Raw genomic sequence first — 24,830 nt, 5'->3', positions numbered from 1 at the left:
ACTCAGCATACGCTGGTTGAGAATATCATATAACCTATCGCAGGAGGGTGAACTCAATGGCAAAATGATTTTTTTATTGAGATCATTAACATTAAATCAACTTTTCATGGGCTAACACTTGAATTTATCGAGTTATTTCTTCGCCTTTATTCTGTAATAGTGCCTTAACCTGATTGTTCAGGGTTTCAATTCTCAGTAATAATATATTCAAAGTCACATAGCTCGTGCCCACAATAGCGAGGATAATGGCATTCTCCCCATATGAAGTAAACATTCTCATAATGAAAATGAGAACTAATACTCCAACACTGACAATGAATACTGTACTTAAGAATTTTCCTCTCCAGGGTTTGAATCTTTTCAAGATGTTCATACAAAATGTTTTAAAGTATACCCCAAACCTTCAAAAAAGGTACTATTAGGTTGACAAATAATTACAAAAAGACGAACCACATCCTGTATTGCTGTAAGCTTAGCTGTTGATTATCGCTTCTGATAAGTTTGCTTCCAGATCAATATATTCTTTTGGACAACTCATTCTGTCAGTGATCTTGAAATTTTTTCCATCTTCAGTCTGCATATGAAACCGGTACTCCTTATCTCCGAATCGGGTATAGACCTGATACAATTGTTTTTCCCTGATATTTACAGGGTGCAAATCAAAATGTATCATCTGTGACTCCAGAGGCAAAGTAATATTGAATTTCTTAATTTCTTGTGTCATCGTTTTCTTTTGTGTTCAATCGTTGAAGTTCCTGTAATATAATCTTTCCAGCAAATTTTTATTTGGGAATGTTTTGATTTTTAACCGTTTTATAAAGGGAGAAATGTTAGCTCGTTCCCCAATCAGTTGTTTTGTCCAGGTGGCCGCTTCTTCTTCTTTTTCCGTTGGAACATTGCATGAAGATCATTTTGCTCATTACTGCCTGGGTCTGAAGATAGCAGGTTGTCGAGAAGTCCCCCCGAAAATTCAATAGCAACACCCTGTTCCTGTGTATTGTTAGGATCACGCAAAATTTCAATATTGGGTTCAGGGAATTTTCTATCGTTTTCATCTGTCTGTTGGGCATAGAAGTGTTTTTTCTCTTCCATATTGCTGCCCTTCATGGTCAGCGCATAAATCATCGTGTCCTTAAGTTCTCTGTTATAGCCGAACATGGTGTCGAATAGCGTTTCTCCGGATTGCTTAAAGGCTTTGCGGTCGAATTGTCCTAGTTTGGCGGAATGTTCAGTGTTTTTTCCCCGCGAGTTGTTCATTGGGCTGAGCTTTATTTTGTCCGTAATATCCTTACGGCTTACCACCACCTGCACATGCATTTGATCCCCTTCTTTGCGTTCTCCCTCCTTACGGTGCCCGCTTTTAACCTCCGGATCTGCATGGCTATAATAGCGATAATGCTCCAGTTTTCCGTACCATAAGAGGTCAATATTACTTTCTATGCCCTCACGTTTAAAGTTACGGGCATATTCATCCATAATATGTATTGCAAAGTCTTTTAGTTTTTGTTCTGCGCGCTGTTCGCCGAATTGCTCTTTAAGGTGAGCTATTTCTTTTTGGCTTGGACTGATGTTGATCAGATAGAACTTTGCATCATTTTTCCCCAGTTTAGCTCTGTTATTATCAATTTTTACCCGGACTTCTTGGTGTATAGCGTCTTTTCTCTGGCCATTAAACCATAGTTCTGGGTGAGGCTTTTCCTCACCGATAAGCCTGTTTTCCTTTTCCAGATAGTGTATGAGTGCAGCGCAGCTGCCCAGGTTATTTCCGGTTTCTGAGTCCGTAATATTGATAAACATGATTATAAATTTTTCAAAGATTTACGAATATGAGCTGCCAATTCGTCCTTTTTCTGGGTGGTTGTAGTCCAGCTCATCTCTTCACGCTGAACAATATAGTATTCTAATAATTCGCTAAAACACTGTTTGAGGGTGTCTTTTTCGGCCTGCCGTGTGGCAATAATCTTCATCCCAGCCAGAAGACGGTCAGTTTTTTCGATCAAGGAAAGGGTCTTTTCCCTTTCTGCTAAAAGAAGTTTGGCGATACCCTCTAATAGTTCCTTTTGTTTTGAGCTGGCGGTTTTAAGAGAAGCTGCATCAGTAAATAGGGGTAACAGAAAATCCTTTTCCTGCTGGCGGATAAAAGAAATGATCCTATTAACACCTGCCGAGAGTTCCTTTTTAAGTACTTCATCTCCTGGGTCAGCAGGATCTTTTTTACTTCGGTAAAAGTAATCTACCATTTGGCAAAATAGTTCCTTTTTGCTTCGGCTTAGGTTTTTGGCCAGCTTTTCCATCTTTTCGTCTATCTCTTGTGGATAACGTATACTGTTCGTGTCTGTCTGTTTCATTGAATCGTCATTAACTGGTTCCTGCTATTTTTTCTTTATCCAGAGTGCCTTAGAATCCGGGATATCATTATCCAGGATACCGGAGAGTATACCCAATAAGGTATTAACAGGCTCTCATAGGTCCAAAGTATACCTGGAGTATACTAAAATCTCCCGCAGCCTCAGCTGGGGGCAAGCGAGTAGGGCCACTGCCCAACTCCCGCTTGCTTTTTTCAAAACATTAGTATGCGTCCTAAATATTTTCATTTGCTATCACATTTATTAAAAAGAAAATGAGGAAAAAGCTTGCTTTTTCAACTCGTATCGTGCTGTTATCTGGTAATAATCAAATCCGCTTTACGGGGCGGACTAGATGTTGGCTACGGAAAGTTATCCTTGGCCGTTAACTATGAAACCATGCCGGCCGAAATTCCTTTCTGTGTTTCTATTTTAAAATCTTTTTACAAAGTACGGGCTTAAAAATAGAGTACTCTAAGTCGTAGGTCGGCCATATGACGCCAATGCGTGCCAATGAATGCCAACTTTACGAAAGCAAGTATGTATCTGCATTTCTTTGTATTGGCATCTGCTCCTATAGTTGCAAATAGGTTTATACGTCTGTACGCAAAAACTAATATACTGATGTATCGATGCAATGAGTTGTGGACATAGGTTGGCATGCTAAGAGGTATAGAGGTAACTGATTTTATAAGTACATGAGCAAATAGTCATGTATGAGTGGATAGACATGAGTAGTTGATTTGAGATGTATGTTGCTACTTAAAGATATAGTACCATACACAGATGCTGAATTAATTATGTGGGCTAATAGGTAAGCGTGTATTTCGGTATGGCCCTTTATCCATAGAGATAATTATAGGTTGCTAGGTAATTAGATAGGGACTGAAGTAATTATAAGCATAGATAAATATTTAAAAATAGTGATACATATGGACACAACACACAAAACAGTATTTATTGCCTTTTCGTCTCAAAAAGGAGGCGTAGGAAAAAGCACATTTACGGCACTTGCTGCCAGTATCCTGCACTACAGGCTAGGTTATAATGTCGCGGTCTATGACTGTGATTTTCCCCAACATAGCTTATTGAAAATGAGGAGCCGGGATATGGCTGCTATTATGGAGAATGAGGTTTTTAAAAGAACAGCCTATAAGCAATTTACAACGATCAACAAGAAGGCATATCCCATTTTGCAGCATGGATCTGAGGGAGTATTGGAGGCAGCCTATGAGTTTATGGATTCATTATCGGTACCTGTAGATGTTATTTTTTTTGACCTCCCTGGGACGGTAAATACGCCAGGTATATTGAAAGCACTCGCGGGGATGCACCATATTTTTACCCCGATCACTGCCGACCGGGTTGTGATGGAAAGTACACTGGTATTTTCACAGCTGATGAAGGATGTAATCATGAAAAGAGGTGAGAATAGCATTGAAACCATCAATTTGTTTTGGAATCAGGTTGATGGACGTGAACGCTCGCCCTTGTATGATATTTACAATACGCTGATTGATGAACTGGGACTAAGCCTGATGCAAAGTCAGATTACCAGCAGTATGCGTTTTCGCAAGGAAAGTGAAGCCCTTGCTAAAACTGTATTTCGGTCTACATTATTGCCGCCTGATGAGAGGTTAATGAAAGCCTGCCGCCTGGACTTGTTTATAGATGAATTTGTGAGAACCATTCAATTATAGTGCTATGGAAAAGAATGATAAAAAGAAAATTACACCTGAAATTGATGAAGCGATGATGATGGCTATTATGGCTGATGGTGTGAAAAAAGAAGGCTTACAGGCTCAACCTGAAGTTTCAGTTGGATCAGTGGCAGAAAAATCTCTTGGAAAAGAGCGAAGTAAGGCAAAGAAAGCAAGTGATGTGGACTATGAAGAGCTGTTTTTCAAAAAAGCGGAGACCACTGCGCGTGACGGAAAGTCTGTGTATATCCGGCCTGATTTTCATGAACGTCTTTCGCGTATTGTACAGATCATTGGAGAAGATAAAATAAGTATATACGCATACCTGAATAATGTGCTTGAATATCATTTTCAGGAGTTTGGAGATCAGATCACCACCAACTTTAATAATAAATACAAACCTATTTTATAATTACATCATGGAAAAGAATAATAAAAACGGAAAGCAGGCCATAGCAAGTACCGGTTCCAATGGGAAGCAAAGTTATGGAACTCAATTTCTAAAAAAGACTTCATTGACCCGTCGTGGGGATAAATCAATTTATTTACGCCCTGAATATCATGAGCGCCTGTCACGTCTTGTGCATATTATAGGGGAGGACAAGATTCCGATGTATGCCTACCTGGATAACATACTGAAACATCATTTTGCGATATTTGAAGAGGAAATTATCAAAGATTATAATCGTCATATTAAGCTCCTTTTTTAATTATGGAACTCTTGATTTTACTATGTCTTTTGATCGTCATCTTCCTGCTTGTGGAAGAAAAGATGAGTGCGCACAGAAAGGCAACAAAGAAGAATACGAAGAACAATCCGGAAGTACAGCTGCCGGATATTATGGGTCAGCCTAAACCTATTGGAAGCCATATGCGGCCAAGTACTGCCAATATCAGCCATAATAATGAAGATCAACCCAAAGCTGATAATTTTGATATTGAAATCAACAAGAAAGAAAACAGTATTCAAATTCCGCAGGAAGAACTGGATGAAGTTTTCGGTGATGGTCCTGATTTACAGAAGGAGGAAGAAGAATGGAGTGGATATGGGTTATCCGGAGGCGACATCGGTTTTACCACAGGGGTTACCTTTGATGAACTAAGCACCGTGGGGATGCTGCTTCAGCAGGACGTGCTGGAGCCCTCTCAGCAGAAAACAGCGGTTAGGCTTGTTCAAAAGATACAGGGGACCGAATTGTTCAGCTTACTGGAAAACTCAATGGAAGGAGCTTCACGCAAGATTGCAGGGTTATTGGACAGGAGTCTTTCTGTTGGAACGGATTCCAGTTCTTCTTTAATGCGGAATAATAGTCTTGACGATTTTGACATCGGGGAGTTTGTGTAAGAATAATTTCTTTCTTGCTCAGGCTCCTTTTTTAATTGTTATAAATAGAATAGTATGGAAAGAGTGCTGCCGGTATTAACTATCGAAGGAATCAAATTTACTGCAGACGCCATTCAATTGGAGCTGCGAGAGAAGGAAAACCCGGAGAATATTATTTCATTTGAGAATATGAGGGATGTGGGGAATGGTTATTCTTTTGAGTACTCTCGCAGAGAAAAGAATCTACCTTCTTTGTTCAATATGGAAAGTGTTACTGTCACTATCCCGGAATGGGTGCTTCTTGATCCTGTAGGCATGGCCCAAAAATATGGTTTAACACCAGAAACCTTGAAAGGAAAAACAGATTTTGAGCTGATGGTTGATCAGGAGGCATTGGATTATAGGATCAATAAAGGGATGCTTCCCACGGTGGATATTGCTGGTCAGTTATTTTATGTGGATCTCCGTATGGATATGCTACGTCCTAAAGATGATTTTCTGTCAAAGGGAATTGTATTGTCCGAGATAGGATCATATCATTTGGGAGAATCGGACGAATATCTTATTCCTTACAATCCCAAAACTCATGAGTTTCAGGAAATAGATTTGGGGAAAATTACAGAGTATCCAAAAGACCTAATTGCTGCAAAGTTTCCCAGTGAATGGAAGCTAGACCCTATAGGATGGAATCGGCTTACACGCGTTGATTGGCATGATGGATTAAAGCATACAGGGCTTCGGAGTCATTGTAATGCAGAGATCATTCCCTGGGAAAAAACTGTTCTTCGTGACGTGATTAGAGAAAACCGCGAGCGGGAAAACAAACAAACCGAAAATAAAAACATACAGCCGTCAGATCACGACATAGAGCAGGGGAGACGTAAAGGACGTAAGAGGTGAATTGATTGCCAGTAATTTCTGGCAATCGTTTTCGTTAACCTGCAAATGCACTAAAGTTGCCCAGATGTTGCTTGGACTTCTTTTGTATATCCTTCTATTCTACGTTGCCGGGCACTGGTGACTGATTCCAATTCCTGCTTCAAATCATCAACGGGATTCCAGTCATTATAGACCTTCTTTTTGATCCCGAATTTTTTGCAGAGGTCATCAGATAACTTGTAAGCTGTTAACCCAAATTGGCAATAATAGAATTTTCTCTCCTCGAACCACTCCTCAAAGTCTGGAGGATCTGCTATTTCCGCTGCTGCTTTGATCATTCTATTCCCGTCCTCAACCTCCGCGGGGAAGGATAGTATCCTGTACATCAGTTCGTGGTCTATACTTTTCCAGTCAATGTCATCCGGATAAGCTGGTGGGACAGGTGTTTGTACCTGCGCTTTCAAACAGCCGTCTGGTGTCCGTTGTCCATAGGATAGTCCATCATCTTTAACTACATCTGTACAATCGTCAAGATATTTATCAAAAATACAAACAAGGCGTATTGCCAGATATCTGGCGTTTTTCTTAGTTTCTCTTCTGTTTGACCAGGAAGATTGAAACCAGGAAATACCAGATCCAATTACTACTCCAACAAGCCCAATTATTGCTTCTGTCATATCATTTTAATTAAAGTTTTCCAATATACGGAATTGCTTGGAAATTTCCAGGACTTGCTTGTTGAATAACTGCTGACAATTCCGGCTAGGCCGGAGCGAATGATTTTGCTTTGATGTAGGAGGAAGCACTGTGTTATAACAGAGCTTCCTCTTTTTTAGTGGAAGTCATGCTGTCTCTCCTTAAGGTTTAATTAAATCCTACTTATAAGTGGTCATTTTTTGCCAGTGATATTGCTCTTTTATCTTTTTCGCAGATAAGATTTTCATTGGATGAAATGCAGATATAAGGTCCTTCATTTTGTCCATTTTACAGCTGAATTACGACATTTTTGGACAAGCGACGACATGCTCAGACACTTCACTGGTGTGGGTTTTATCGCCTGATACATTTGCTCCATGATACAACAAATAAAATTTATGATCATGGAAAAAAGAAGAAAAAAGATTCTCCTCTCAGGAGTTTTGATGGTGTGCGCCACCTGGGTGGCAGCACAAGGAAATGGTTCTGCAGGCATTAACGAGGCCACTCAAATGGTTACGTCTTATTTCGATCCTGCCACTAAACTCATCTATGCCATCGGTGCTGTGGTCGGATTGATAGGCGGGGTCAAAGTCTACAATAAATTTTCAAGTGGTGACCCGGACACCTCAAAGACTGCTGCCAGCTGGTTTGGTGCCTGCATCTTTTTAATCGTAGCGGCTACTATTCTAAGATCCTTTTTCCTTTAAGACCAGGCGCTATGTCAAAGTTTAAAATCAATAAAGGAATTGGCAGAACAGTGGAGCTGTATGGACTGAAAGCTCAGTATCTGTTTGTATTTGCAGGCGGTCTTCTAGGGACACTTATTCTGGTTATGGTACTGTATATGGCGGGCGTGACCCCTTACGTCTGTATAGGAACTGGTGCTGTTGGATGTACATTAATTGTGTGGCTGACCTTCCGGCTCAATAATAAGTATGGGCAGTATGGGGTAATGAAATTAGCTGCAAAAAAAAGACATCCCAAGTACATCCTCTCCCGCAAAGCCGTCTTCCGGTATTTCCATTCAACCCAATAAAGTTAGCCCTCATGAAAAACACATCAAAAGCAGCGACCCTGGAAAGTATGTTTCCGTTACTGGGTTTCGAGCAGGGATTCTTAATCTCTAAGGAGGCAGATATTACCGCCTGTTTCAAAGTGCGTCTTCCTGAGATCTTTACGGTAGGGACGGAAGAATATGAAACGATACATTCCACCTGGCACAAGGCTATTAAGACGCTGCCTGATTACACTGTGGTCTGCAAACAGGACTGGTTTATCAAAGAGGATTACCAGCCTGACCTTAACCGTGAAGATCAGAGTTTTTTAGGACGCAGCTATCAGCTTCATTTTAATGAGCGCCCTTTTTTAAATCACTACTGCTATCTCTACCTAACGGCGACCACTAAGGAAAGGATGCGTAAACAAAGCAATTTTTCATCGCTTTGCCGGGGTTCACTTGTTGCTAAGGAGCGTCAGGATAGTGAAACCTTATCTCGCTTTGCTGAAGCCGTAAGCCAGTTTGAGCGCATTATTAATGACAGCGGTTTATTGTCCATGGTAAGGATGGAAGAAGAAGAACTCTTGGGTGATCGGAGAGGGCAGGGACTTTTATCTAAGTATCTGACCCTACAAAATGATCAGGCAGGAGTCCTTCAGGACTTGCATCTGGGAGCCAAGGAAATGCGTGTGGGTAATAAACGGTTATGCGTCCATACGTTATCGGATACCGATGATTTGCCTGAAATAGTACGTTCTGAAACCCGGTATGAAAAATTATCGACAGATCGCAGTGACTGCATGCTTTCATTTGCGGCGCCCGTAGGACTGCTTCTAAGCTGTAACCATATTTACAATCAATACTTGTTTATAGACAACAGCGATGATAATCTCCGGAAGTTTGAGAAGACCGCCCGCAACATGCATTCATTAGGCCGGTATAGCCGTAGCAACCAAATCAACAGGGAATGGATAGAAAAGTATCTGAATGAAGCTCACTCTTATGGGCAGGCTTCAATCCGGGCGCATTTCAATGTAATGTGCTGGGCCGAAGATCCTGTTGAGCTGAAGCAGGCAAAGAATGATACGGGCAGTGCTTTGGTCGTTATGGACTGTATCCCAAGGCTTAATACAACAGATGCAGCGACGTTGTATTGGGCCGGTATTCCCGGTAATGCCGGTGATTTTCCCAGTGAGGAAAGCTTCTACACTTTTATGGAATCGGCATTATGCTTTTTCAATGGTGAAACCAATTACAGGAATTCCCCGTCTCCTTTTGGCATCAAGATGTCCGATAGGCTGACAGGAAAGCCTGTTCATTTGGACCTGTCTGATCTGCCGATGAAAAAAGGGATCATCACCAACCGTAACAAATTTGTATTGGGTCCTTCGGGGAGTGGAAAATCTTTTTTCACCAATCATATGGTGGAGCAGTATTACCAGCAAGGGGCACATGTTCTTTTAGTGGATACCGGGAATTCCTATCAGGGACTCTGTGAGCTTATCAAAGGAAAAACAAAGGGGAAAGACGGTGTTTATTTTACGTACACCGAGGACAATCCGATATCCTTTAATCCATTCCATACCGATGACCGGGTTTTTGATATTGAAAAAAAGGAGAGCATCAAAACTGTGATCCTCACACTTTGGAAGCGGGATGATGAACCGCCGACCCGTTCCGAGGAAGTGGCATTGTCCAATGCGGTCAACCTGTACATTGATCTCCTGAAGAAAGATATAATACATCTGCCATCCTTTAATGGCTTCTATGAATTTGTAAGGGATGAGTACAGCCAGGTATTGGCAGAGAAAAAAGTCCGGGAGAAGGATTTTGACCTCGCCAACTTTCTCAATGTATTGGAGCCTTATTACAAAGGAGGAGAGTATGATTATCTTCTTAACTCTGATAAACAGCTGGATCTTCTTTCCAAACGCTTTATTGTCTTTGAAATTGATGCGATAAAAGATCACAGAATTTTATTTCCGGTGGTGACCATCATCATTATGGAGGTCTTTATCAATAAGATGCGAAGGCTTAAAGGAATCCGGAAGATGATTTTGATTGAAGAAGCCTGGAAAGCCATTGCCAAAGAGGGAATGGCGGAATATATCCGCTATTTATTTAAAACGGTCAGAAAGTTTTTTGGAGAGGCAGTAATTGTTACCCAGGAAGTTGACGACATCATTCACTCACCAATCGTTAAGGAATCCATCATCAATAATTCGGACTGCAAGATTCTTCTGGACCAGCGCAAGTACATGAACAAGTTCGACGATATCCAAAAAATGCTGGGCCTGACAGAGAAACAAAGAGGGCAAATCCTTTCGATTAATCAAAATAATGACCCTTCACGGCTGTATAAAGAAGTATGGATTGGCCTTGGCGGAATCCATTCAGGGGTTTATGCTACAGAGGTTAGCCCTCAGCAGTACTTGGCATTCACAACGGAAGAAGCCGAGAAACTCGAAGTCATGCAGCTTGCTGCGCAGCTTGGAGGCGACATCGAAGCGGCCATTCGCCAGATCACCGCTTTAAAACAAGAAAACAACGACTAAAAAATCAAACAAAAAATGTATTCAATGAAAAAGTTAATCATGATGCTCTGTGCTATCCTATTATTAAGCACGTCATCACTCAAAGCACAATTTGTAGTTACGGACCCTGGAAACCTATTTTCCGGTATTATCAACAGTGCCAACGAGATCATTCAGACCTCTTCGACTGTATCTAATGTTGTGAAAAATTTTAAAGAGGTTGAGAAGGTCTACAGTCAGGGAAAGGAGTACTACGACAAACTCAAGGCGGTCAATAACCTGGTGAAAGATGCCAGGAAGGTACAGCAGACTGTTCTGATGGTTGGGGACATTTCAGAAATGTATGTGACCAACTTTGGAAAAATGATCAATGACAAAAATTTTTCTCCGCAAGAAATCGCAGGTATTGCTTTTGGTTACTCTCAGCTCCTTAAAGAGAGTTCAGGCCTTCTAAAAGATCTTAAACAGATCGTAGGGAACACAGGGCTGGAAATGAACGACAAGGAGCGAATGGACCTCATTGACAAGGTATACAAAGAAGTCCGGGAATATTACAACCTGGTGCGCTATTACACCAATAAGAATGTCTCGGTAAGCTACCTGAGATCCAAGAAGCAGAATGATGGCGCGAGGGTATTAAAACTGTACGGAACAGATAAATTAAGATACTGGTAAAAATTCAGATTATGTTATTACAGATAGAATTTGAGAGCCTGCACGAAGTGCTTCGCACGCTCTATGACGAGATGATACCGCTATGCTCCCAAATGTCGGGAGTGGCAAGAGGGATTGCGGGGCTGGGAGCGCTGTTTTATGTTGCCTACAGGGTATGGCAGTCTCTCGCCCGCGCCGAACCTATTGATGTATATCCTATGCTTCGTCCTTTTGTTGTTGGGATCTGTGTGATGTTCTTTCCGGTAATCGTGCTGGGTACCATTAACAATGTACTCAGTCCTATCGTCACTGGTACGCACGGGATGCTCGAAGGGCAGACCCTGGATCTCCATAAGCTTCAAGCTCAAAAAGATCAGCTGGAAAAGGAAGCGCTGTTACGAAATCCCGAAACAGCATTTTTGACCTCCAATGAAGAGTTTGACAAGAAGCTCGATGAGCTGGGATGGTCGCCCTCTGATATTGCAGCGATGGCAGGAATGTATATGGAAAGAGCTTCTTACAATTTTGAAAAGCAGATCAGGGACTGGTTCCGGGAGCTGGTAGAAATTCTCTTTGAGGCGGCGGCTCTGGTGATTGACACCATACGGACCTTTTTCCTGATAGTACTCAGCATTTTGGGACCCATTGCATTTGCCATATCAGTGTGGGATGGTTTCCAGTCTAACCTTACCCAGTGGATATCAAGGTATGTTTCGGTGTACCTGTGGCTTCCTGTAGCAGATATCTTCAGTACTATGCTCGCGAAGATTCAAGGCTTGATGATTGAGAAAGATATTGAACAGCTTTCCGATCCCAATTTTATCCCCGATGGTTCAAGTACGGTCTACATCATATTCATGCTCATCGGAATTGTCGGCTACTTCACGATTCCTACTGTAACAGGATGGATTGTCCAAACGGGAGGCATGGGTGGTTTCAGCCGTAATATCAACCAATCTGCACGCAAGGCAGGCAGCCTTGCTGGGGCAGGTGCGGGAGCTGTTGCAGGCAATATGGCAGGACAGGTAAAAGGTGAACTCTTGAGCAAGAAGTAATCATTTGCTTTAACATGTAGGGTCGGTCGGAAGGGTTACTACTGGCTTATTGGTGGGGAAATTCATTTTCTCTATACCTGAAGTGGAATCATCCTTATTGATAAATATAGGTAACCCAACCGGCCTTTTAACTTTTAACAATTATACTATGGAATTTAAAATATTAAGAAATATTGAAAACAGCTTTAAGCAGATCAGGTTGTATTCTTTTCTCTTTGCGGGGCTTTGTTTGCTCGTCTCCGGTTTCGCAATCTGGAAGTCTTATGAGTTTGCTGAGGCGCAACGTCAGAAGATCTACGTGCTGGAAAAGGGGAAGTCATTGATGATGGCCTTGTCGCAGGATGCGAGAATCAATCGTCCGGCGGAAGCGAAAGAGCATATAACGAGATTTCACGAACTCTTTTTCACTCTCGCACCCGACAAAAGTGCTATTGAATATAATATGAAGCGGGCATTTCTCTTATCCGACAAAAGTACATTCAATTATTACAAAGATCTTTCGGAAAAAGGGTACTATAACCAGATCATCTCAGGAAATGTACTCCAGCGGATAGAAATAGACAGTGTTCATTGCAACTTTGACAGCTATCCTTATGCCGTCCAGACCTATGCCAGGCAGTACATTACACGGAGCAGCAGTATAACAGAGCGCAGTTTGATTACCTCCTGCTTCCTGGTTAATTCAGTGAAGTCTGAATCTAATCCGCAAGGATTTATCATCGAGAAGTTCACAGTATTAACCAATAAAGATCTGCAAGTGGTCGATCGTTAAGCCAATGCTACTACTGTATTGCGATAGGTCTATTGCAATGAGGTATTTACTCCAAATAATTCAACCCTAAATAGTAATTCATGAAAAATCTAAGAAAGATGGCAGCGACTCTGGAGTCGGATATAAAGGCGTACTGTAACAGTATGACCCATCGCCAACGCCTTCGATTCATCCTGATTATTTCCTTGATATACCTGTTAATGGCAATTGCTACTATGGTGTGGATCTATCTGGATGCAAAGAAAGGAAAGAATGGAGGTAGTGGGATTGACCATATCGTTAATCCGTTACCTGCCTTGCATAAAAGCAAAAAAGTAGCCTTAATGACTACTGAGCGTAACAACAAAAACTAAAGATTATGGAAAAAGAAAGGAAACATACGGTGCTTATCCATGAGACGGAAGAAAATAATGACATGAAAGCAGAAGCCAGTACCAGGAAAAAGCCGGAGTTTAAGAAAGCTCTTGTTTATAGTCTGCTTACCATTGCTTTTGCAGGCTGCTTATACCTTATCTTTCGGCCTGCCGAAAATAAGGCTATTCCTGAAGCAGGTTTGAACAATGCTGTTCCGCAGGCTAATGATGCTGGTTTATTAGGAGATAAGGAAAAAGCGTATGAGCAGGAACTTCTTGAAAAGAAGCAGAATGAAAGGAAAAATGCAATGCTATCCCTATCGGATTACCTGAATAAGCAGGACAGTACTGTCACACCAAGTCCTTTGATTGGCGAAGATCGTGGTATGAGGTCTAATCCTGCTTTAGCGGGAAGACAAAATTATGATGAAATACAGAATACCCTGGGAAACTTTTACCATGATGATAATCAGAATGAAGCATTGCGGAGGGAGATCAGAGAACTGAAAAGAGAAAAAGCCAATGCCGTTTCTTCGCAAGAAGTGAATCCTGATCCTTTGGCTATGATGGAGAAATCCTATCAGATGGCAGCCAAATACCTTCCCCAAGTAATGCCGCAGCAGAAACCAGCCTCTCCGGATACTGCAAAACTGGTAGCTGCTCCTAAACGATATATTGAACCGGTCTATACCCCCGATAAAAATGTGGTGTCTTCCCTTAACCAAAAACAGGGACAAACCGATCAGGAATTTATGTCTTCGGTATTGAACGGACCGACAGAACGTTTTTTCGATGGCCGCTCTGCAGATCAGTTTTCTCCTGTTAAAGTAATGTCCAATAGCATCCATGCGTGTATTCATCGGACTCAAACCATTACGGCGGGCAGCAGTGTTCCTTTGCGTTTGCTTCAAGGGATACGGATCGCGGGTATGAATATTCCTCCCGGAACTCTTCTGACAGCAAGAGCCAGTGTAAGGGACGGAAGGTTAGGCTTGGATATTAGTTCGGTGGAATACAAAGGGAGCATTGTTCCTGTGGATATTTCTGCCTATGACCTGGATGGTCAATTGGGACTAAACCTGCCATATTCTCCGGATGTCAATGCCGTAAAAGAGATTGCTTCCGGAATGAGCAGTTCCGCAGGAACCAATATTGTGCTCAGCAGTTCCACCGGGCAGCAACTGATCTCTGATCTCACGAAAGGAGTGGTACAGGGAACCGCAGGATACCTCGCTAAGAGGATAGGAACGGCAAAGGTTACTGTAAAGGCCGGATACCTTCTCTTTCTATTACCCAAAAACAATAAAAACAACTAGACAACGCATTAAAAAATAATTATGAAACATAGAATTCAAATAGTCGTCATTATCCTGTTAGCCCTTATGCAAAATCAAGCATGGGCGCAGACCGGAACTCCGGAACTCCCGGCTGATAGCTTGGGACTACCGAAGAATCTTCCGGAAAAAGAGAATTATGCCAGTATCGCTCCCTATGAATTACGGGTGACCTATGATAAGACCACCCATATTATTTTTCCCTCCGCGATCCGCTATGTGGATTTGGGAAGTGAGAATATTACTGCAGGAAAAGCCGACAAAGCAGAAAATGTACTTAGAATTAAAGCTACCGTGAAGGGATTTACAGAAGAAACAAACTTTTCAGTCATCACCGATGATGGAAAATTCTACAATTTTAATGTCCGCTACAGTGAGTACCCCGGCAGCCTTACAATCAGTTTGTCTAAGGCTCAAAAAGGAAAGAACGAAGGCTTATCTACCACTAGTGAAGGGGAAGCCCTTTTCAAAGATCTAGGGTCTGATCCTCCGATGTTGTCTTACCTGGTGATGGAAACCATTTACAAAAGGGATAAGCGGTTTGTTCGCCATATTGGATCGGAAAGTTTCGGAATAAAGGTGGCACTAAAAGGTATCTACACGCTGAATGGAAAGCTTTTTTTCTACCTGCAGTTTAATAATTCTACCAATATCCCTTTTACCATTGATTTTATCAGCTTTAAAATAGTGGATAAGAAGGTAGGTAAACGCACCGTGATTCAGGAAAGAGCAGTGGAACCTCTTGGCGAATATATAGAAATGGAGCAGGTACCTGGAACGAGTACGGAGAGGAATGTATATCTGCTGGAACAGCTGACTATTCCTGATGATAAGATGCTGATTATCGAAATCTTTGAAAAGAATGGTGGCCGGCACCAGTTGCTCAGAATCGAGAATGATGATCTCATCAAAGCAAGACTAGTTAAGGATATGCATCTCCATTTTTAATTACGAATACTTTTTAATCATCAGAAAAATGAAAAATACACTTTTAATATTAATGATGCTTTTGGCTGGCTTTGACCTGGCGCAGGCGCAAAGGCATCTGCAAAGGCAGAAAGGAGTTGAGCTTTCAGTAGGGAGAACCTGGGGAGAGAATTTTTTACCTACACCATTCTATTTGCAGGCTGGGATGACTGTTGCTGCAAAAAAGGAAAACTATATGTTATGGGCAATAGACTACTCCAGGCGGAAGCAAGCTTTTGAAGGCATAGAAATTCCGGTAGAGAGCTTTTCGGCGGAAGGAAGCTATAATCTGTATGTACTCGGAGATTGGACGAGGACCTTATCTCTCTATGTGGGGCTTGGCCCTGTAGCAGGCTATGAAATCATCAATGAGAGTAAAAAAGTACTGCCAATGGGAGCGGTCATTCTCAATGAAGACCGTTTTATATACGGAGGTGGGATTCGCCTTTCTTTGGAAACATACCTGGGAAATAGAGTAGTGCTTTTAGTACAGGGAAAAGCGCGGTATGTAATGGGTACAACCCTGGAGCGCTTCCGACCAGGAGCAGGCGTTGGAATCCGATTTATTTTCTAATTTAAAAATAAGTACAATGAAATATATTTTAAGCCGACCATTATTAATCGTAAAAAGGTGTGTCATTAAGAAATCAGGTATGTTATTAATGCTCTTGCTTTCCTGTTTTGCATTTATCTCCTGCTCAAAGGATCTGGACATCCAGACTAATTTTCCTTTTGAGTTGGAGATTATGCCGATACCGTCCACAGTTCCTGCTGACCAGGTTGTAGAAATTCCCTGTCATATAAAAAAGACTGGAAACTATACAGAGACAAAATATACGATTCGGTATTTCCAGTATGAAGGCGTGGGCAGCTTAAAGTTTCCTGGCGATAAACCATTTATCCCTAACAAACTGTATAAGATTCCGAAGGATACATTTATGCTCAACTACAGACCGAAAACAAAAGAGAAACATTCATTTAAGATATGGGTTGCAGATCAATTTGGCAATGAAAAGAATGCTGAGTTTGATTTTAATTGATATGGGTTAATTAGTAGAAGAATGTTAACGGCTGGGGATTCATCCCCGGCTTTTTTTATTGTGATTATAAAAAAGTGAAGTAAAATATTAATTCCAATTTAATACGACACGTTTTGGCGCTGTGCGTGTATAGCTTTGCCATATGATATAAGACGTTGAACAGCAATATATATATGTTACGAAGAATTCATAAAAATATGGGGTTTTTACGGAGTATGTATATAGAATTTTAGTAATATTTTTAACCCGTTAATTTTAACACAAGCTTATGACGAAAAATTATTTTGGTGCAGTCCTATTATGCACCGTTGTTAACCTGTATTCCCAACAGGTTCAGTGGCAGAAAGACATCAAATCCTCGACGCAGGATTTTCTGAGCCAGGTGACAACAACAATCGATCAGCAGTATCTGATCACGGGAAGCTCAATTCGGAGCGACAAATTACAACAAGCCAGTAAGCAGAACAATGGGTATGATTTCCACCTGGTAAAACTTAACCAGCAAGGGGAAGAAGTCTGGGAAAAATACTTTTCCGGGATAAACCATGATTATTTGTCTGCTGCCGTTACCACACAGGATGGTGGATTTTTGATTTCAGGTACCACATTCTCCGGGAAGGGGCTTGATAAAAAGGATGACAGTAAGGGTGGTTCAGACATTTGGCTCATTCGTTTGGGTGAATTTGGAGATGAATTATGGCAAAAAACATTAGGAACAGCTGGAGACGAAGAAGCAAGAGCTGTTATTCAAACAACAGACTTAGGATTCTTTGTTTCCGGAAATATACAGAATGCTTCAAAAGGATATGGTTCCAAAGATGTCTTCATTACCCGACTGAATAAAGACGGAAAGGAACTTTCACAACTAATTTTGGGTGGAAAAGGTTTAGATGAAGTTGAAAAAATGATTCCAACACCTGACGGTGGCGCACTTCTCGGAATTTATTCCAGAAGTGGTACTGGTGGTTCAAAAAAGACGGAAAACTACGGAGAAGGAGATTTTTGGGTGATAAAACTTGATAAAAACTCGAAAGTAGAATGGGAAAAGAACTTTGGGGGGAAAGGTGATGACCATATCAGAACCCTGGCCTTAACTTCCGGCGGTTTAATGATCGGTGGAGAGTCCAGATCGGAAAGATCAGGGAACAAAAATACAGGGATAGAGCAAGGAACAGACTTATGGCTTATTGCACTCAATGATAGGGGGGAAGAACAGTGGCAAAAGTCTTACAACTTTGGTAATCGTGATGTCCTGATGGGAATGAGCGTTCTTCATTCCGCAGATGACAAATCTTCTAAAGGAATTTTACTAGGAGGTTATACCCCTTCAGAGGGAAGAGCAAAGGAAGACGACAATACGTTTTGGCTCCTTTACATAGACTCATTAGGGAATGAGCAGTGGAGAAAACACATTTCCGGAGAATCCAGAAAGAAAGAAGAAAGGCTTTCAGATATAAAGCTAAACAGAGACGGTTCAATTGTTCTGGCTGGAACCAGTGCCACAGAATTAGGTAAAGAAAACTGGAAGATTGTGAAACTAGGTGACAAACAAGTTGCTCAGCTGATCGAAAAATATGAAATCAAGATTTATCCAAACCCTGTCTCAGACTATGCTTATATAGAAATTGGCTATGAGTTCAAAGAGGCTGATATTCTCTTATATGATATGAGTGGAAGACAGCTCCAAAGCGTGAAAACCAAGAATAAAGTAACCAAAATTAATACGCAGGCTTTGGTTCAAGGGGCTTATCTGGTGACTATAAAAACGGATACCAATAAAACGGCGAATGCCAAACTAATTAAGAAGTAAACATGATGAAAAAATTACTAGTACTATTTATATTAGTGTACGGATTGGGTAAAGCCCAAATAGAGCGCAATTTCGGTACTACCCCCGACCCGGTACCTTCTGCATCCTCATTTGCCTCATATTCCAATACTCCTATTTCGTTGGCTACAGGAGTGCCGGAAATCTCTGTACCACTTTTTACTTTACCAACAAGCAATAAGAACCTTACTATTCCTTTAGGACTTAGCAATCATGTGTATAATGTAGGCTTAAAAAAGCCAGCTGGTGAAGTTGGATTAGGTTGGTCGCTTTCAAAAGTGGGTATTATTTCCAGAGTGATCAACAATGATGTGGATGAGAAATATGATAATAACTCAAAACCGGATTATAAGAAAAATATTTTTGATGATCTCTATTACTATAACATACCGGGAAGTTCCGGGAAATTTAAGTTTGTAAGGGATACGATCAACAATACCTTTACGCTTAATAATATCTCTGGAAATAATGTTAAAATAGACTATACCAGAACTGCCAATACGGCAACACTTATTCTGGAATCATTTAAAATAACAGACGACAAAGGATTCAAGTATTTTTATGACAACTACAGTATTGCTTCAAGGGAAGGTTATAAAACCAACTACAGATCTGCATTTTATCTGAGCAAAATTCTTGATGAAAATGATATTGAAATTGTAAATCTTGCTTATCAGAAAGATACCAGATATAGTGGGACATCTACAAAATATCAAAGTTGTAACCTGACAACAGTCACAACCATCTTTGGAAAAATCAACTTTGAGAATATATATGAGCCCTATTGGGAGAATAATGGAAGCAGTGATCCCAACAAGCTGCAAAGTGTTTCTTTATTGGATAATTCAGGAAGGCAGGTTTCCAAATACAAATTTGAGTATGGGATCATTAGTATACCAAATAATCAAGCAGAAGAAAAAAGAATTCTGACAAATCTGTACAAACTTGATAAAGATCAGAATACCATTGCAAGATATTCTTTTCAATATGAGAACTCAGGCTCGACTCCTTCACAGATGATCGGAGCCCTGACGGAAATGAAGTTGCCGGAAGGTGGTCGTGTCGTCTATCAATATGATGCGAATGAGATCTATACAGCTGTCAGCTATCCTGGTGCAGATAATTATTCGATCAAATATCCTGAAATCCAGCGATATGTCTATGATCAAATATTTTTTGACACAAATATCACCCGCACCTATACTTTCCAGGTAGATGAACCGCGAGCTATTTTTATTAGAAAAGATGACTACGTTTTCTATAAAAACAAGTATCAACTGGGTATTCATGATAATCCTGATACTTATAATTACCAAATCACATACGTTGTCAAAAAGGCAGGCACGGTCGTTACAAGCAATGAGACACCAAAATATTTATTGACACCGGGAACCTATACAATAGAAGTTAATACTGGTTTTGGAAACGGGGAGTTTAGTATCGGAAGAATTGAGACAGATCCGCCACCCTACCGAAATGCTAAAACAATAGCAACAGGAGCAAGAATTAGAAGGATAGAATATTATGATAATAATACTCTGAAAAAAAGTATTAATTATAAGTATGATGCTTTTGATAATGCGTGGAACTCAAGTGGAGATTATTTTACACTGGAAACCTGCCAGTCACAGGAATATGATTACCTGAACTCTGTGATCTTATACAACAATGTAAAAGAGATATATGGCGATTCTAATAATCTTGGATATTCCCAATATTACTTCAAAAGACCTACAGATTTTATAGGAAATGGAACAAGGCCCCATTATAATCTTGTTTCAGGAGGGTTACTATATAAAAAAGAAGTCTATAATACACAAAATCAATTGGTTTCAAGTGAAAATATAGACTATGTACTCAATGAAATCAATAATGCATCTGAATATACTCTATGTGACGGAACAACAAGCAAGGCATCTTGGACGCGGTCAGCAAAAACAACCTCAAAAGCATTTTTTAGCGATGGGTCAGCATTGGAAAATATCTCTGAAATAACGTATAGTCCTCTTAATTTTGAGCCTGTCTATACAAAGGTTACAGCTCCGGACGGAAAAATTACAGAGACGAATATAAAATATTCTTCTGATCTAAATAATATCAAGCTGGTTAATGCCCGGATGCTTTCGACTGCCCTTGAAACGGAAATGAAGATAAATGGAAAACTTGTCAGTAAGGCAGAAACCAAATATGATAATCCGTCTTCGTTGCAGGTAACCTCTATCAACTCATATGAAATGCAGAACCAGTCAGCGCAGACTAAGGTAATCTTTAGTAATTATGACAGCTATGGAAATCCTGTAGAAACCAAAACTCCTAAAGGGATTCCGACCGCTGTTATATATGGATATAACAATACCAAACCTATTGCAAAAATAGAGGGGTCTTCATATGCTCAGATTATTTCCCTGCCTGCCGTACAGAATGCAATAACAGCTTCTAATTCTGCAACCCCGGAAAATGAGTCTGATCTGAAAACAGCTCTGGAGAATCTGCGAATTAGCAGCTTTCTGAAAGAGTTCAACGTTAGTACCTATACATGGGATGTCCTCACAGGAATGACCTCCATTACAACGCCTAATGGTTCAAAAGAGATGTATACCTACGATAAAGCCGGAAGACTTGAGAAAGTAGTGGATCAGAATGGTAAAACACTTAAAACTTACCAGTATAACTATAAGCAATAAAACACATGATTATAAAAAGAATATTATCAATAGTAAGCTTAGGGCTGGCATTGTTTATAAATGCCCAGACGCTGAGTTCTGCGGAAAATTATATATACAGCAAAAAATGCCTAGATACAACCTGTACCAAAAAGAATGAAGAAGTAGAATATGTAGATGGGTTTGGCCGAAGTAAACAGGTGATTTCCATTGGGGCTACTCCGTCCGGAAAGGACATTGTTCAGCATAGAGAATATGATAATTATGATAGACAGGCAAAAAGTTTTCTTCCCGTTCCTCAGTCCGGGTCACAGGGTGGGGCTATTTATTCCACCCCGCTTGCCAATGCTGGTGCAGCATATGGATCTGAGAAAATATATTCTGAGAATATATTTCAGAATGATATCAGCGGACAGGTAAAGCAGGTGATTCCGGCAGGTAATTCATGGGCATCACACCCATTACAGCTTGCTGTATCTGCCAACGCACAGGGTGATAATGTCAAAAAGATATCCGTTGTCACTTCCTGGGTTAATAACGCTACTTCTTATACACTGACCTACAGCCCGGATTATGCTGCCAACACGCTTTCTAAAAGCATTACAACGGATGGAGATAGTAACGTAAGTACTGAGTTTAAAGATGGTGCCGGTAAAACTATTTTGGTAAGGAAAAATGATGGGACAAAAACAATAGATACTTATTATTTATATGATGAATTTGGAAACCTTGCATATGTGATCCCACCGCTGGCATCCACAGGGATATCTGTTTCTGTACCGCTTAGTACTTCTGTACTGGATAATCTATGCTATCAGTACCACTATGATTCCCAGGGAAGGCAAGTGGAGAAAAAACTTCCTGGTAAGGGTTGGGAATTCAGTATATACGATCAGCAGGACAGGGTTATCTTGACACAGGATGCTAAGCTTAGAACGGTGAACAATTCTTTTTCTGCGAAAGGGTGGATGTTCGTCAAGTATGATAAATGGGGAAGAGTGCTGTATTCCGGGTTTTTCCCAAGTGCGGATTCAAGGATAGTCCTTCAGAATAATGTTAATAACATTACCATTAACGCTGAAAATAATGAATCAAGGAGTGATAGTTCCTTTACAGCAAATGGGATGCAGGTTTTCTATACACAAAATGCTTTTCCAACCGGAAGTGTAACTGTATTAAGTGTTAATTATTATGATACCTATCCTGTTTATAGTTTTAATCCTGCCTTTCCGGTAAGCATATTCGGGCAAAGTGTGATCACTGATATAACAGGCACTTCTGTTAGTACAAAAGGTTTCCCCACTCTTAATCTTGTTAAGAATATTGAGGATAATAACTGGACTAAAAGTTATGCCTATTATAATACCAAAGGTATGGCTATTGGTACTTATTCCATTAATCACCTTGAAGGATACACAAAAACAGAAACAGAGTATGATTTTGCAGGTGTAGTGAAACAGACCAAAGTCTATCATAAGAGAGTGATTGCTGATACAGAGAAAATCATCAGCCAGGTTTTTGAGTATGACAGTAAAAACAGACTAAAAAAGCAATGGCACCAGATTGGCACCCAGCCACAGGAGTTACTTGTGGAGAATTCCTACAATGAACTTTCACAGCTCAGCAACAAAAAGGTTGGAAACAATCTGCAAAATATAGATTATACCTATGACATTCGTGGTGTACTTACTAAAGTGAATGATCCTACACAGCTGGGAACAAAACTGTTCGGGTTTGAACTGAAATATACCAATCCCCAAAATGCAAACAATTCTCCGGCAAAGTACAATGGGAACATCACGGAAGTAACCTGGAAAACTTCTACCGACAATATATTAAGACAATACAACTATCAATATGATGCTTTAAACAGATTAAAAAAGGGAATTTATTCTGAACCTAATGCTTCTGTGCCTCAAAACGGCTTTTACAATGAGATCATGGAATATGATTCCGGAAGCAATATCACTTCGATCAAGAGAAATACAGGAATGTCAGGAATGGCCTCCCTTATGGATGATCTTACCTATAGTTACACAGGGAACAGATTGAACTCAGTAACAGATGCTTCTGCTAACTACAACGGATATCCAGACCTATCTGGAAATATGATTTCTTATGATGATAATGGGAATATTGCAGATCATAGGGATAAAGGTATTTTGCAGATAGATTATAACTTCCTTAATCTTCCAGATTATATCAAATTTGACAAGGGATTGCAAACACGTACAGGAATCATTAATGAAAATACCGCGTATACGTATCGTGCTGATGGAACAAAAGTGAAGAAAGTATATAACTATACTCCTTTCGATCCATTAGGTACTGCGACAGAGCTTACATCTAATACTACCGAATACCTCGATGGTTTTCAGTATGAAACCACAACAAGCAAAAAAGGAACAGGGCCTCTTGTTTTAAAATTTGTTCCCACTTCAGAAGGCTATTATAATTTTGAAAATAATAAGTATATTTACAACTATACAGACCACTTGGGAAATATACGCCTCAGCTATTTTAAAAATACTAGTGGCAGCGCAGAAGCTCTTGAAGAGAACGACTATTATCCTTTTGGGTTAAAACACGCAGGATATAATACTATAGGAGGAAACCCATCCTACAATTACAAGTATAACGGTAAAGAGCTGCAAAAAGAAACCGGTTGGAATGACTATGGAGCAAGGATGTACATGGCTGATATCGGAAGATGGGGAGTCATTGATCCGTTGGCTGAGACTTCAAGAAGATTTAACCCTTACAACTACGCACTTAATAATCCAGTAAGCTTTATTGATCCTGATGGTAGAAAAGCCGTACCTGCTCCTTACGAAGGAATGGAGAACCATTTGGTGCCAGGTTCATATATGTGGCAAATGGCGGGTGGTAGCTTTAATCCTCATCAGAAAGTTCCTAATGGAAGCGGTGGTACCTCTGCTGATTTTGGAGGATTTGGGTATATAACAGAAACTTCCAGTATCTCTTCTTTATACGGAGGAAATGGTGTCGGTTTTACTGGGAATTATGCACTATTGGTTTTAAACTTCATTCAAAATCAGATTGCAACTACTGGAGGTATTAATTTAAAAGGATTTCATTTTGTCCCTCAGGCACTAACTCCTAATATATATAGACATACTTTGAATTCGTTTATAAAAGGCAAACCACAGATTCTACATTATGATTCTGATAAAAAAGCGAGAGATGATAGGAGTAAAGCTAATATAAAAAATAGTGGATTACCTTCAAAATATCCAATTTTTCAAAGAGATGAATATCCATATGCTTCTACATTTGAGGGTGTCAATTCTGATGTTGTATATGTTCCATCAAAAGAAAATTCTTCACAAGGAGGTAGTTTAAGTGTTTTATATAGAGGCTTGAAAACGGGAGATGCATTCATGGTAATTCCCGTTCCGGAAGGAAGAGATCCAGAAGATTTAAAGCAACGAGCGTTAGAGGGCCTTGTTCCTGCTCCTGCACCGGTGGTTAGCCATCCAGATTTTAGCCGTCCAGCAATTCCATATAAAATGTGGCCTGTTATAACTGCAGCAGCAGTTGTACTTGGTGCATATTACATTTTGAAGAATGTTCCTGTTCCATAAAAAATAAATAATTATGAAAAAAATATCATATATAATAATCTTGTGCATATTATGCTCATGTACATTTAACACACATAAAAAT

General features: G+C 40.3%; 23 protein-coding genes. 19 read left to right on the top strand and 4 right to left on the bottom strand.

The features are described from left to right. Window positions 1–472: 472 nt before the first annotated feature. The 3 genes from KE626_RS08045 to KE626_RS08035 all read right to left on the bottom strand — a co-directional run bounded on the left by KE626_RS08045 (window position 473) and on the right by KE626_RS08035 (window position 2,348). Window positions 473–724 carry a hypothetical protein gene (locus KE626_RS08045; protein WP_211972361.1) on the bottom strand — a complete coding sequence of 84 codons (252 nt, stop codon included), beginning with the start codon at window positions 722–724 and terminating at the stop codon, window positions 473–475. A gap of 122 nt (window positions 725–846) precedes the next feature. Further along, the gene (locus KE626_RS08040; protein ID WP_211972360.1) at window positions 847–1,797 is read right to left on the bottom strand and encodes a DUF5712 family protein; all 951 of its coding nucleotides are present in this window, start codon (window positions 1,795–1,797) and stop codon (window positions 847–849) included. Window positions 1,798–1,799: 2 nt separating this feature from the next. Then, window positions 1,800–2,348: a BfmA/BtgA family mobilization protein gene (locus tag KE626_RS08035; RefSeq protein ID WP_211972359.1), complete on the bottom strand. Its 549-nt coding sequence runs from the start codon at window positions 2,346–2,348 to the stop codon at window positions 1,800–1,802. A 929-nt stretch (window positions 2,349–3,277) separates the two neighbouring features. Between KE626_RS08035 and KE626_RS08030 the strand changes: the two genes are divergently transcribed. Genes KE626_RS08030 through KE626_RS08010 form a run of 5 tightly spaced genes read left to right on the top strand, consistent with a single transcriptional unit; the run spans window position 3,278 to window position 6,269 of the window. Beyond that, window positions 3,278–4,045 (top strand): ParA family protein, encoded by a 768-nt coding sequence (locus KE626_RS08030; protein WP_211972358.1) that lies wholly within the window; start codon window positions 3,278–3,280, stop codon window positions 4,043–4,045. 4 nt (window positions 4,046–4,049) lie between these two features. Continuing rightward, complete coding sequence (locus KE626_RS08025; RefSeq protein ID WP_211972357.1) at window positions 4,050–4,457, top strand: DUF3408 domain-containing protein; 408 nt, start codon at window positions 4,050–4,052, stop codon at window positions 4,455–4,457. Window positions 4,458–4,464: 7 nt separating this feature from the next. After that, window positions 4,465–4,755 (top strand): DUF3408 domain-containing protein, encoded by a 291-nt coding sequence (locus tag KE626_RS08020; protein WP_249207349.1) that lies wholly within the window; start codon window positions 4,465–4,467, stop codon window positions 4,753–4,755. Between the two features lie 2 nt (window positions 4,756–4,757). Then, window positions 4,758–5,390 (top strand): conjugal transfer protein TraD, encoded by a 633-nt coding sequence (locus KE626_RS08015; RefSeq protein WP_211972355.1) that lies wholly within the window; start codon window positions 4,758–4,760, stop codon window positions 5,388–5,390. Between the two features lie 54 nt (window positions 5,391–5,444). Continuing rightward, window positions 5,445–6,269, top strand: coding sequence for a hypothetical protein (locus tag KE626_RS08010; protein ID WP_211972354.1), 825 nt, complete (start codon window positions 5,445–5,447; stop codon window positions 6,267–6,269). A 50-nt stretch (window positions 6,270–6,319) separates the two neighbouring features. Here KE626_RS08010 and KE626_RS08005 read toward each other — a convergent pair whose 3' ends face one another. Then, on the bottom strand, window positions 6,320–6,925 hold the full coding sequence (locus tag KE626_RS08005; RefSeq protein WP_211972353.1) for a hypothetical protein: 606 nt from the start codon (window positions 6,923–6,925) through the stop codon (window positions 6,320–6,322). A 423-nt stretch (window positions 6,926–7,348) separates the two neighbouring features. Here KE626_RS08005 and KE626_RS08000 point away from each other — a divergent pair, with 423 nt between their 5' ends. The 14 genes from KE626_RS08000 (at window position 7,349) to KE626_RS07935 (ending at window position 24,748) form a co-directional block, all read left to right on the top strand. Continuing rightward, window positions 7,349–7,654 carry a DUF4134 domain-containing protein gene (locus KE626_RS08000; protein WP_211972352.1) on the top strand — a complete coding sequence of 102 codons (306 nt, stop codon included), beginning with the start codon at window positions 7,349–7,351 and terminating at the stop codon, window positions 7,652–7,654. Window positions 7,655–7,665: 11 nt separating this feature from the next. Continuing rightward, complete coding sequence (locus KE626_RS07995) at window positions 7,666–7,983, top strand: DUF4133 domain-containing protein (protein WP_211972351.1); 318 nt, start codon at window positions 7,666–7,668, stop codon at window positions 7,981–7,983. Window positions 7,984–7,994: 11 nt separating this feature from the next. Further along, a complete protein-coding gene (locus tag KE626_RS07990) occupies window positions 7,995–10,499 on the top strand; it encodes a TraG family conjugative transposon ATPase (RefSeq protein ID WP_211972350.1) in 2,505 nt (834 codons plus the stop codon). Window positions 10,500–10,523: 24 nt separating this feature from the next. After that, window positions 10,524–11,153, top strand: a complete 630-nt coding sequence (locus KE626_RS07985) for a DUF4141 domain-containing protein (RefSeq protein ID WP_211972349.1) — start codon at window positions 10,524–10,526, stop codon at window positions 11,151–11,153. Window positions 11,154–11,164: 11 nt separating this feature from the next. Next, a complete protein-coding gene (gene traJ, locus KE626_RS07980) occupies window positions 11,165–12,187 on the top strand; it encodes a conjugative transposon protein TraJ (RefSeq protein WP_249207348.1) in 1,023 nt (340 codons plus the stop codon). A 148-nt stretch (window positions 12,188–12,335) separates the two neighbouring features. Next, entirely contained in the window at window positions 12,336–12,959 is a 624-nt protein-coding gene (traK, locus tag KE626_RS07975) for a conjugative transposon protein TraK (RefSeq protein ID WP_211972348.1), read from the top strand. A 98-nt stretch (window positions 12,960–13,057) separates the two neighbouring features. Then, on the top strand, window positions 13,058–13,312 hold the full coding sequence (locus KE626_RS07970; RefSeq protein ID WP_211972347.1) for a hypothetical protein: 255 nt from the start codon (window positions 13,058–13,060) through the stop codon (window positions 13,310–13,312). 5 nt (window positions 13,313–13,317) lie between these two features. Further along, window positions 13,318–14,628: a conjugative transposon protein TraM gene (gene traM, locus KE626_RS07965; RefSeq protein WP_211972346.1), complete on the top strand. Its 1,311-nt coding sequence runs from the start codon at window positions 13,318–13,320 to the stop codon at window positions 14,626–14,628. A gap of 21 nt (window positions 14,629–14,649) precedes the next feature. Beyond that, window positions 14,650–15,594, top strand: a complete 945-nt coding sequence (gene traN / locus KE626_RS07960) for a conjugative transposon protein TraN (RefSeq protein WP_211972345.1) — start codon at window positions 14,650–14,652, stop codon at window positions 15,592–15,594. 28 nt (window positions 15,595–15,622) lie between these two features. Beyond that, complete coding sequence (locus tag KE626_RS07955; RefSeq protein ID WP_211972344.1) at window positions 15,623–16,186, top strand: conjugal transfer protein TraO; 564 nt, start codon at window positions 15,623–15,625, stop codon at window positions 16,184–16,186. 16 nt (window positions 16,187–16,202) lie between these two features. Further along, window positions 16,203–16,652 carry a TraQ conjugal transfer family protein gene (locus KE626_RS07950; RefSeq protein ID WP_211972343.1) on the top strand — a complete coding sequence of 150 codons (450 nt, stop codon included), beginning with the start codon at window positions 16,203–16,205 and terminating at the stop codon, window positions 16,650–16,652. A 268-nt stretch (window positions 16,653–16,920) separates the two neighbouring features. Beyond that, window positions 16,921–18,462: a T9SS type A sorting domain-containing protein gene (locus KE626_RS07945; protein WP_211972342.1), complete on the top strand. Its 1,542-nt coding sequence runs from the start codon at window positions 16,921–16,923 to the stop codon at window positions 18,460–18,462. Between the two features lie 2 nt (window positions 18,463–18,464). Further along, window positions 18,465–21,164: an RHS repeat protein gene (locus KE626_RS07940; protein ID WP_211972341.1), complete on the top strand. Its 2,700-nt coding sequence runs from the start codon at window positions 18,465–18,467 to the stop codon at window positions 21,162–21,164. Between the two features lie 5 nt (window positions 21,165–21,169). After that, on the top strand, window positions 21,170–24,748 hold the full coding sequence (locus tag KE626_RS07935; protein WP_211972340.1) for a DUF6443 domain-containing protein: 3,579 nt from the start codon (window positions 21,170–21,172) through the stop codon (window positions 24,746–24,748). Window positions 24,749–24,830 lie beyond the last annotated feature (82 nt).

Origin of the sequence: Chitinophaga hostae (assembly GCF_018224885.1) — a bacterium.
GTDB classification, from domain to species: domain Bacteria; phylum Bacteroidota; class Bacteroidia; order Chitinophagales; family Chitinophagaceae; genus Chitinophaga; species Chitinophaga hostae.
Note: the sequence above shows the minus strand (reverse complement) of the source record. Positions and strands in the feature narration are given on the sequence as shown.

Coding starts and splice junctions, on each gene's coding strand:
- KE626_RS08045 (WP_211972361.1), bottom strand. CDS start 724: ATGACACAAGAAATTAAGAAATTCAATATTACTTTGCCTCTGGAGTCA.
- KE626_RS07940 (WP_211972341.1), top strand. CDS start 18,465: ATGATGAAAAAATTACTAGTACTATTTATATTAGTGTACGGATTGGGT.
- traM (WP_211972346.1), top strand. CDS start 13,318: ATGGAAAAAGAAAGGAAACATACGGTGCTTATCCATGAGACGGAAGAA.
- KE626_RS07955 (WP_211972344.1), top strand. CDS start 15,623: ATGAAAAATACACTTTTAATATTAATGATGCTTTTGGCTGGCTTTGAC.
- KE626_RS08015 (WP_211972355.1), top strand. CDS start 4,758: ATGGAACTCTTGATTTTACTATGTCTTTTGATCGTCATCTTCCTGCTT.
- KE626_RS07985 (WP_211972349.1), top strand. CDS start 10,524: ATGAAAAAGTTAATCATGATGCTCTGTGCTATCCTATTATTAAGCACG.
- KE626_RS07990 (WP_211972350.1), top strand. CDS start 7,995: ATGAAAAACACATCAAAAGCAGCGACCCTGGAAAGTATGTTTCCGTTA.
- traK (WP_211972348.1), top strand. CDS start 12,336: ATGGAATTTAAAATATTAAGAAATATTGAAAACAGCTTTAAGCAGATC.
- KE626_RS08040 (WP_211972360.1), bottom strand. CDS start 1,797: ATGTTTATCAATATTACGGACTCAGAAACCGGAAATAACCTGGGCAGC.
- KE626_RS07970 (WP_211972347.1), top strand. CDS start 13,058: ATGGCAGCGACTCTGGAGTCGGATATAAAGGCGTACTGTAACAGTATG.
- KE626_RS07935 (WP_211972340.1), top strand. CDS start 21,170: ATGATTATAAAAAGAATATTATCAATAGTAAGCTTAGGGCTGGCATTG.
- traN (WP_211972345.1), top strand. CDS start 14,650: ATGAAACATAGAATTCAAATAGTCGTCATTATCCTGTTAGCCCTTATG.
- KE626_RS07945 (WP_211972342.1), top strand. CDS start 16,921: ATGACGAAAAATTATTTTGGTGCAGTCCTATTATGCACCGTTGTTAAC.
- KE626_RS08030 (WP_211972358.1), top strand. CDS start 3,278: ATGGACACAACACACAAAACAGTATTTATTGCCTTTTCGTCTCAAAAA.
- KE626_RS08035 (WP_211972359.1), bottom strand. CDS start 2,348: ATGAAACAGACAGACACGAACAGTATACGTTATCCACAAGAGATAGAC.
- KE626_RS08005 (WP_211972353.1), bottom strand. CDS start 6,925: ATGACAGAAGCAATAATTGGGCTTGTTGGAGTAGTAATTGGATCTGGT.
- KE626_RS07995 (WP_211972351.1), top strand. CDS start 7,666: ATGTCAAAGTTTAAAATCAATAAAGGAATTGGCAGAACAGTGGAGCTG.
- KE626_RS08010 (WP_211972354.1), top strand. CDS start 5,445: ATGGAAAGAGTGCTGCCGGTATTAACTATCGAAGGAATCAAATTTACT.
- KE626_RS08025 (WP_211972357.1), top strand. CDS start 4,050: ATGGAAAAGAATGATAAAAAGAAAATTACACCTGAAATTGATGAAGCG.
- KE626_RS08000 (WP_211972352.1), top strand. CDS start 7,349: ATGGAAAAAAGAAGAAAAAAGATTCTCCTCTCAGGAGTTTTGATGGTG.
- KE626_RS07950 (WP_211972343.1), top strand. CDS start 16,203: ATGAAATATATTTTAAGCCGACCATTATTAATCGTAAAAAGGTGTGTC.
- KE626_RS08020 (WP_249207349.1), top strand. CDS start 4,465: ATGGAAAAGAATAATAAAAACGGAAAGCAGGCCATAGCAAGTACCGGT.
- traJ (WP_249207348.1), top strand. CDS start 11,165: ATGTTATTACAGATAGAATTTGAGAGCCTGCACGAAGTGCTTCGCACG.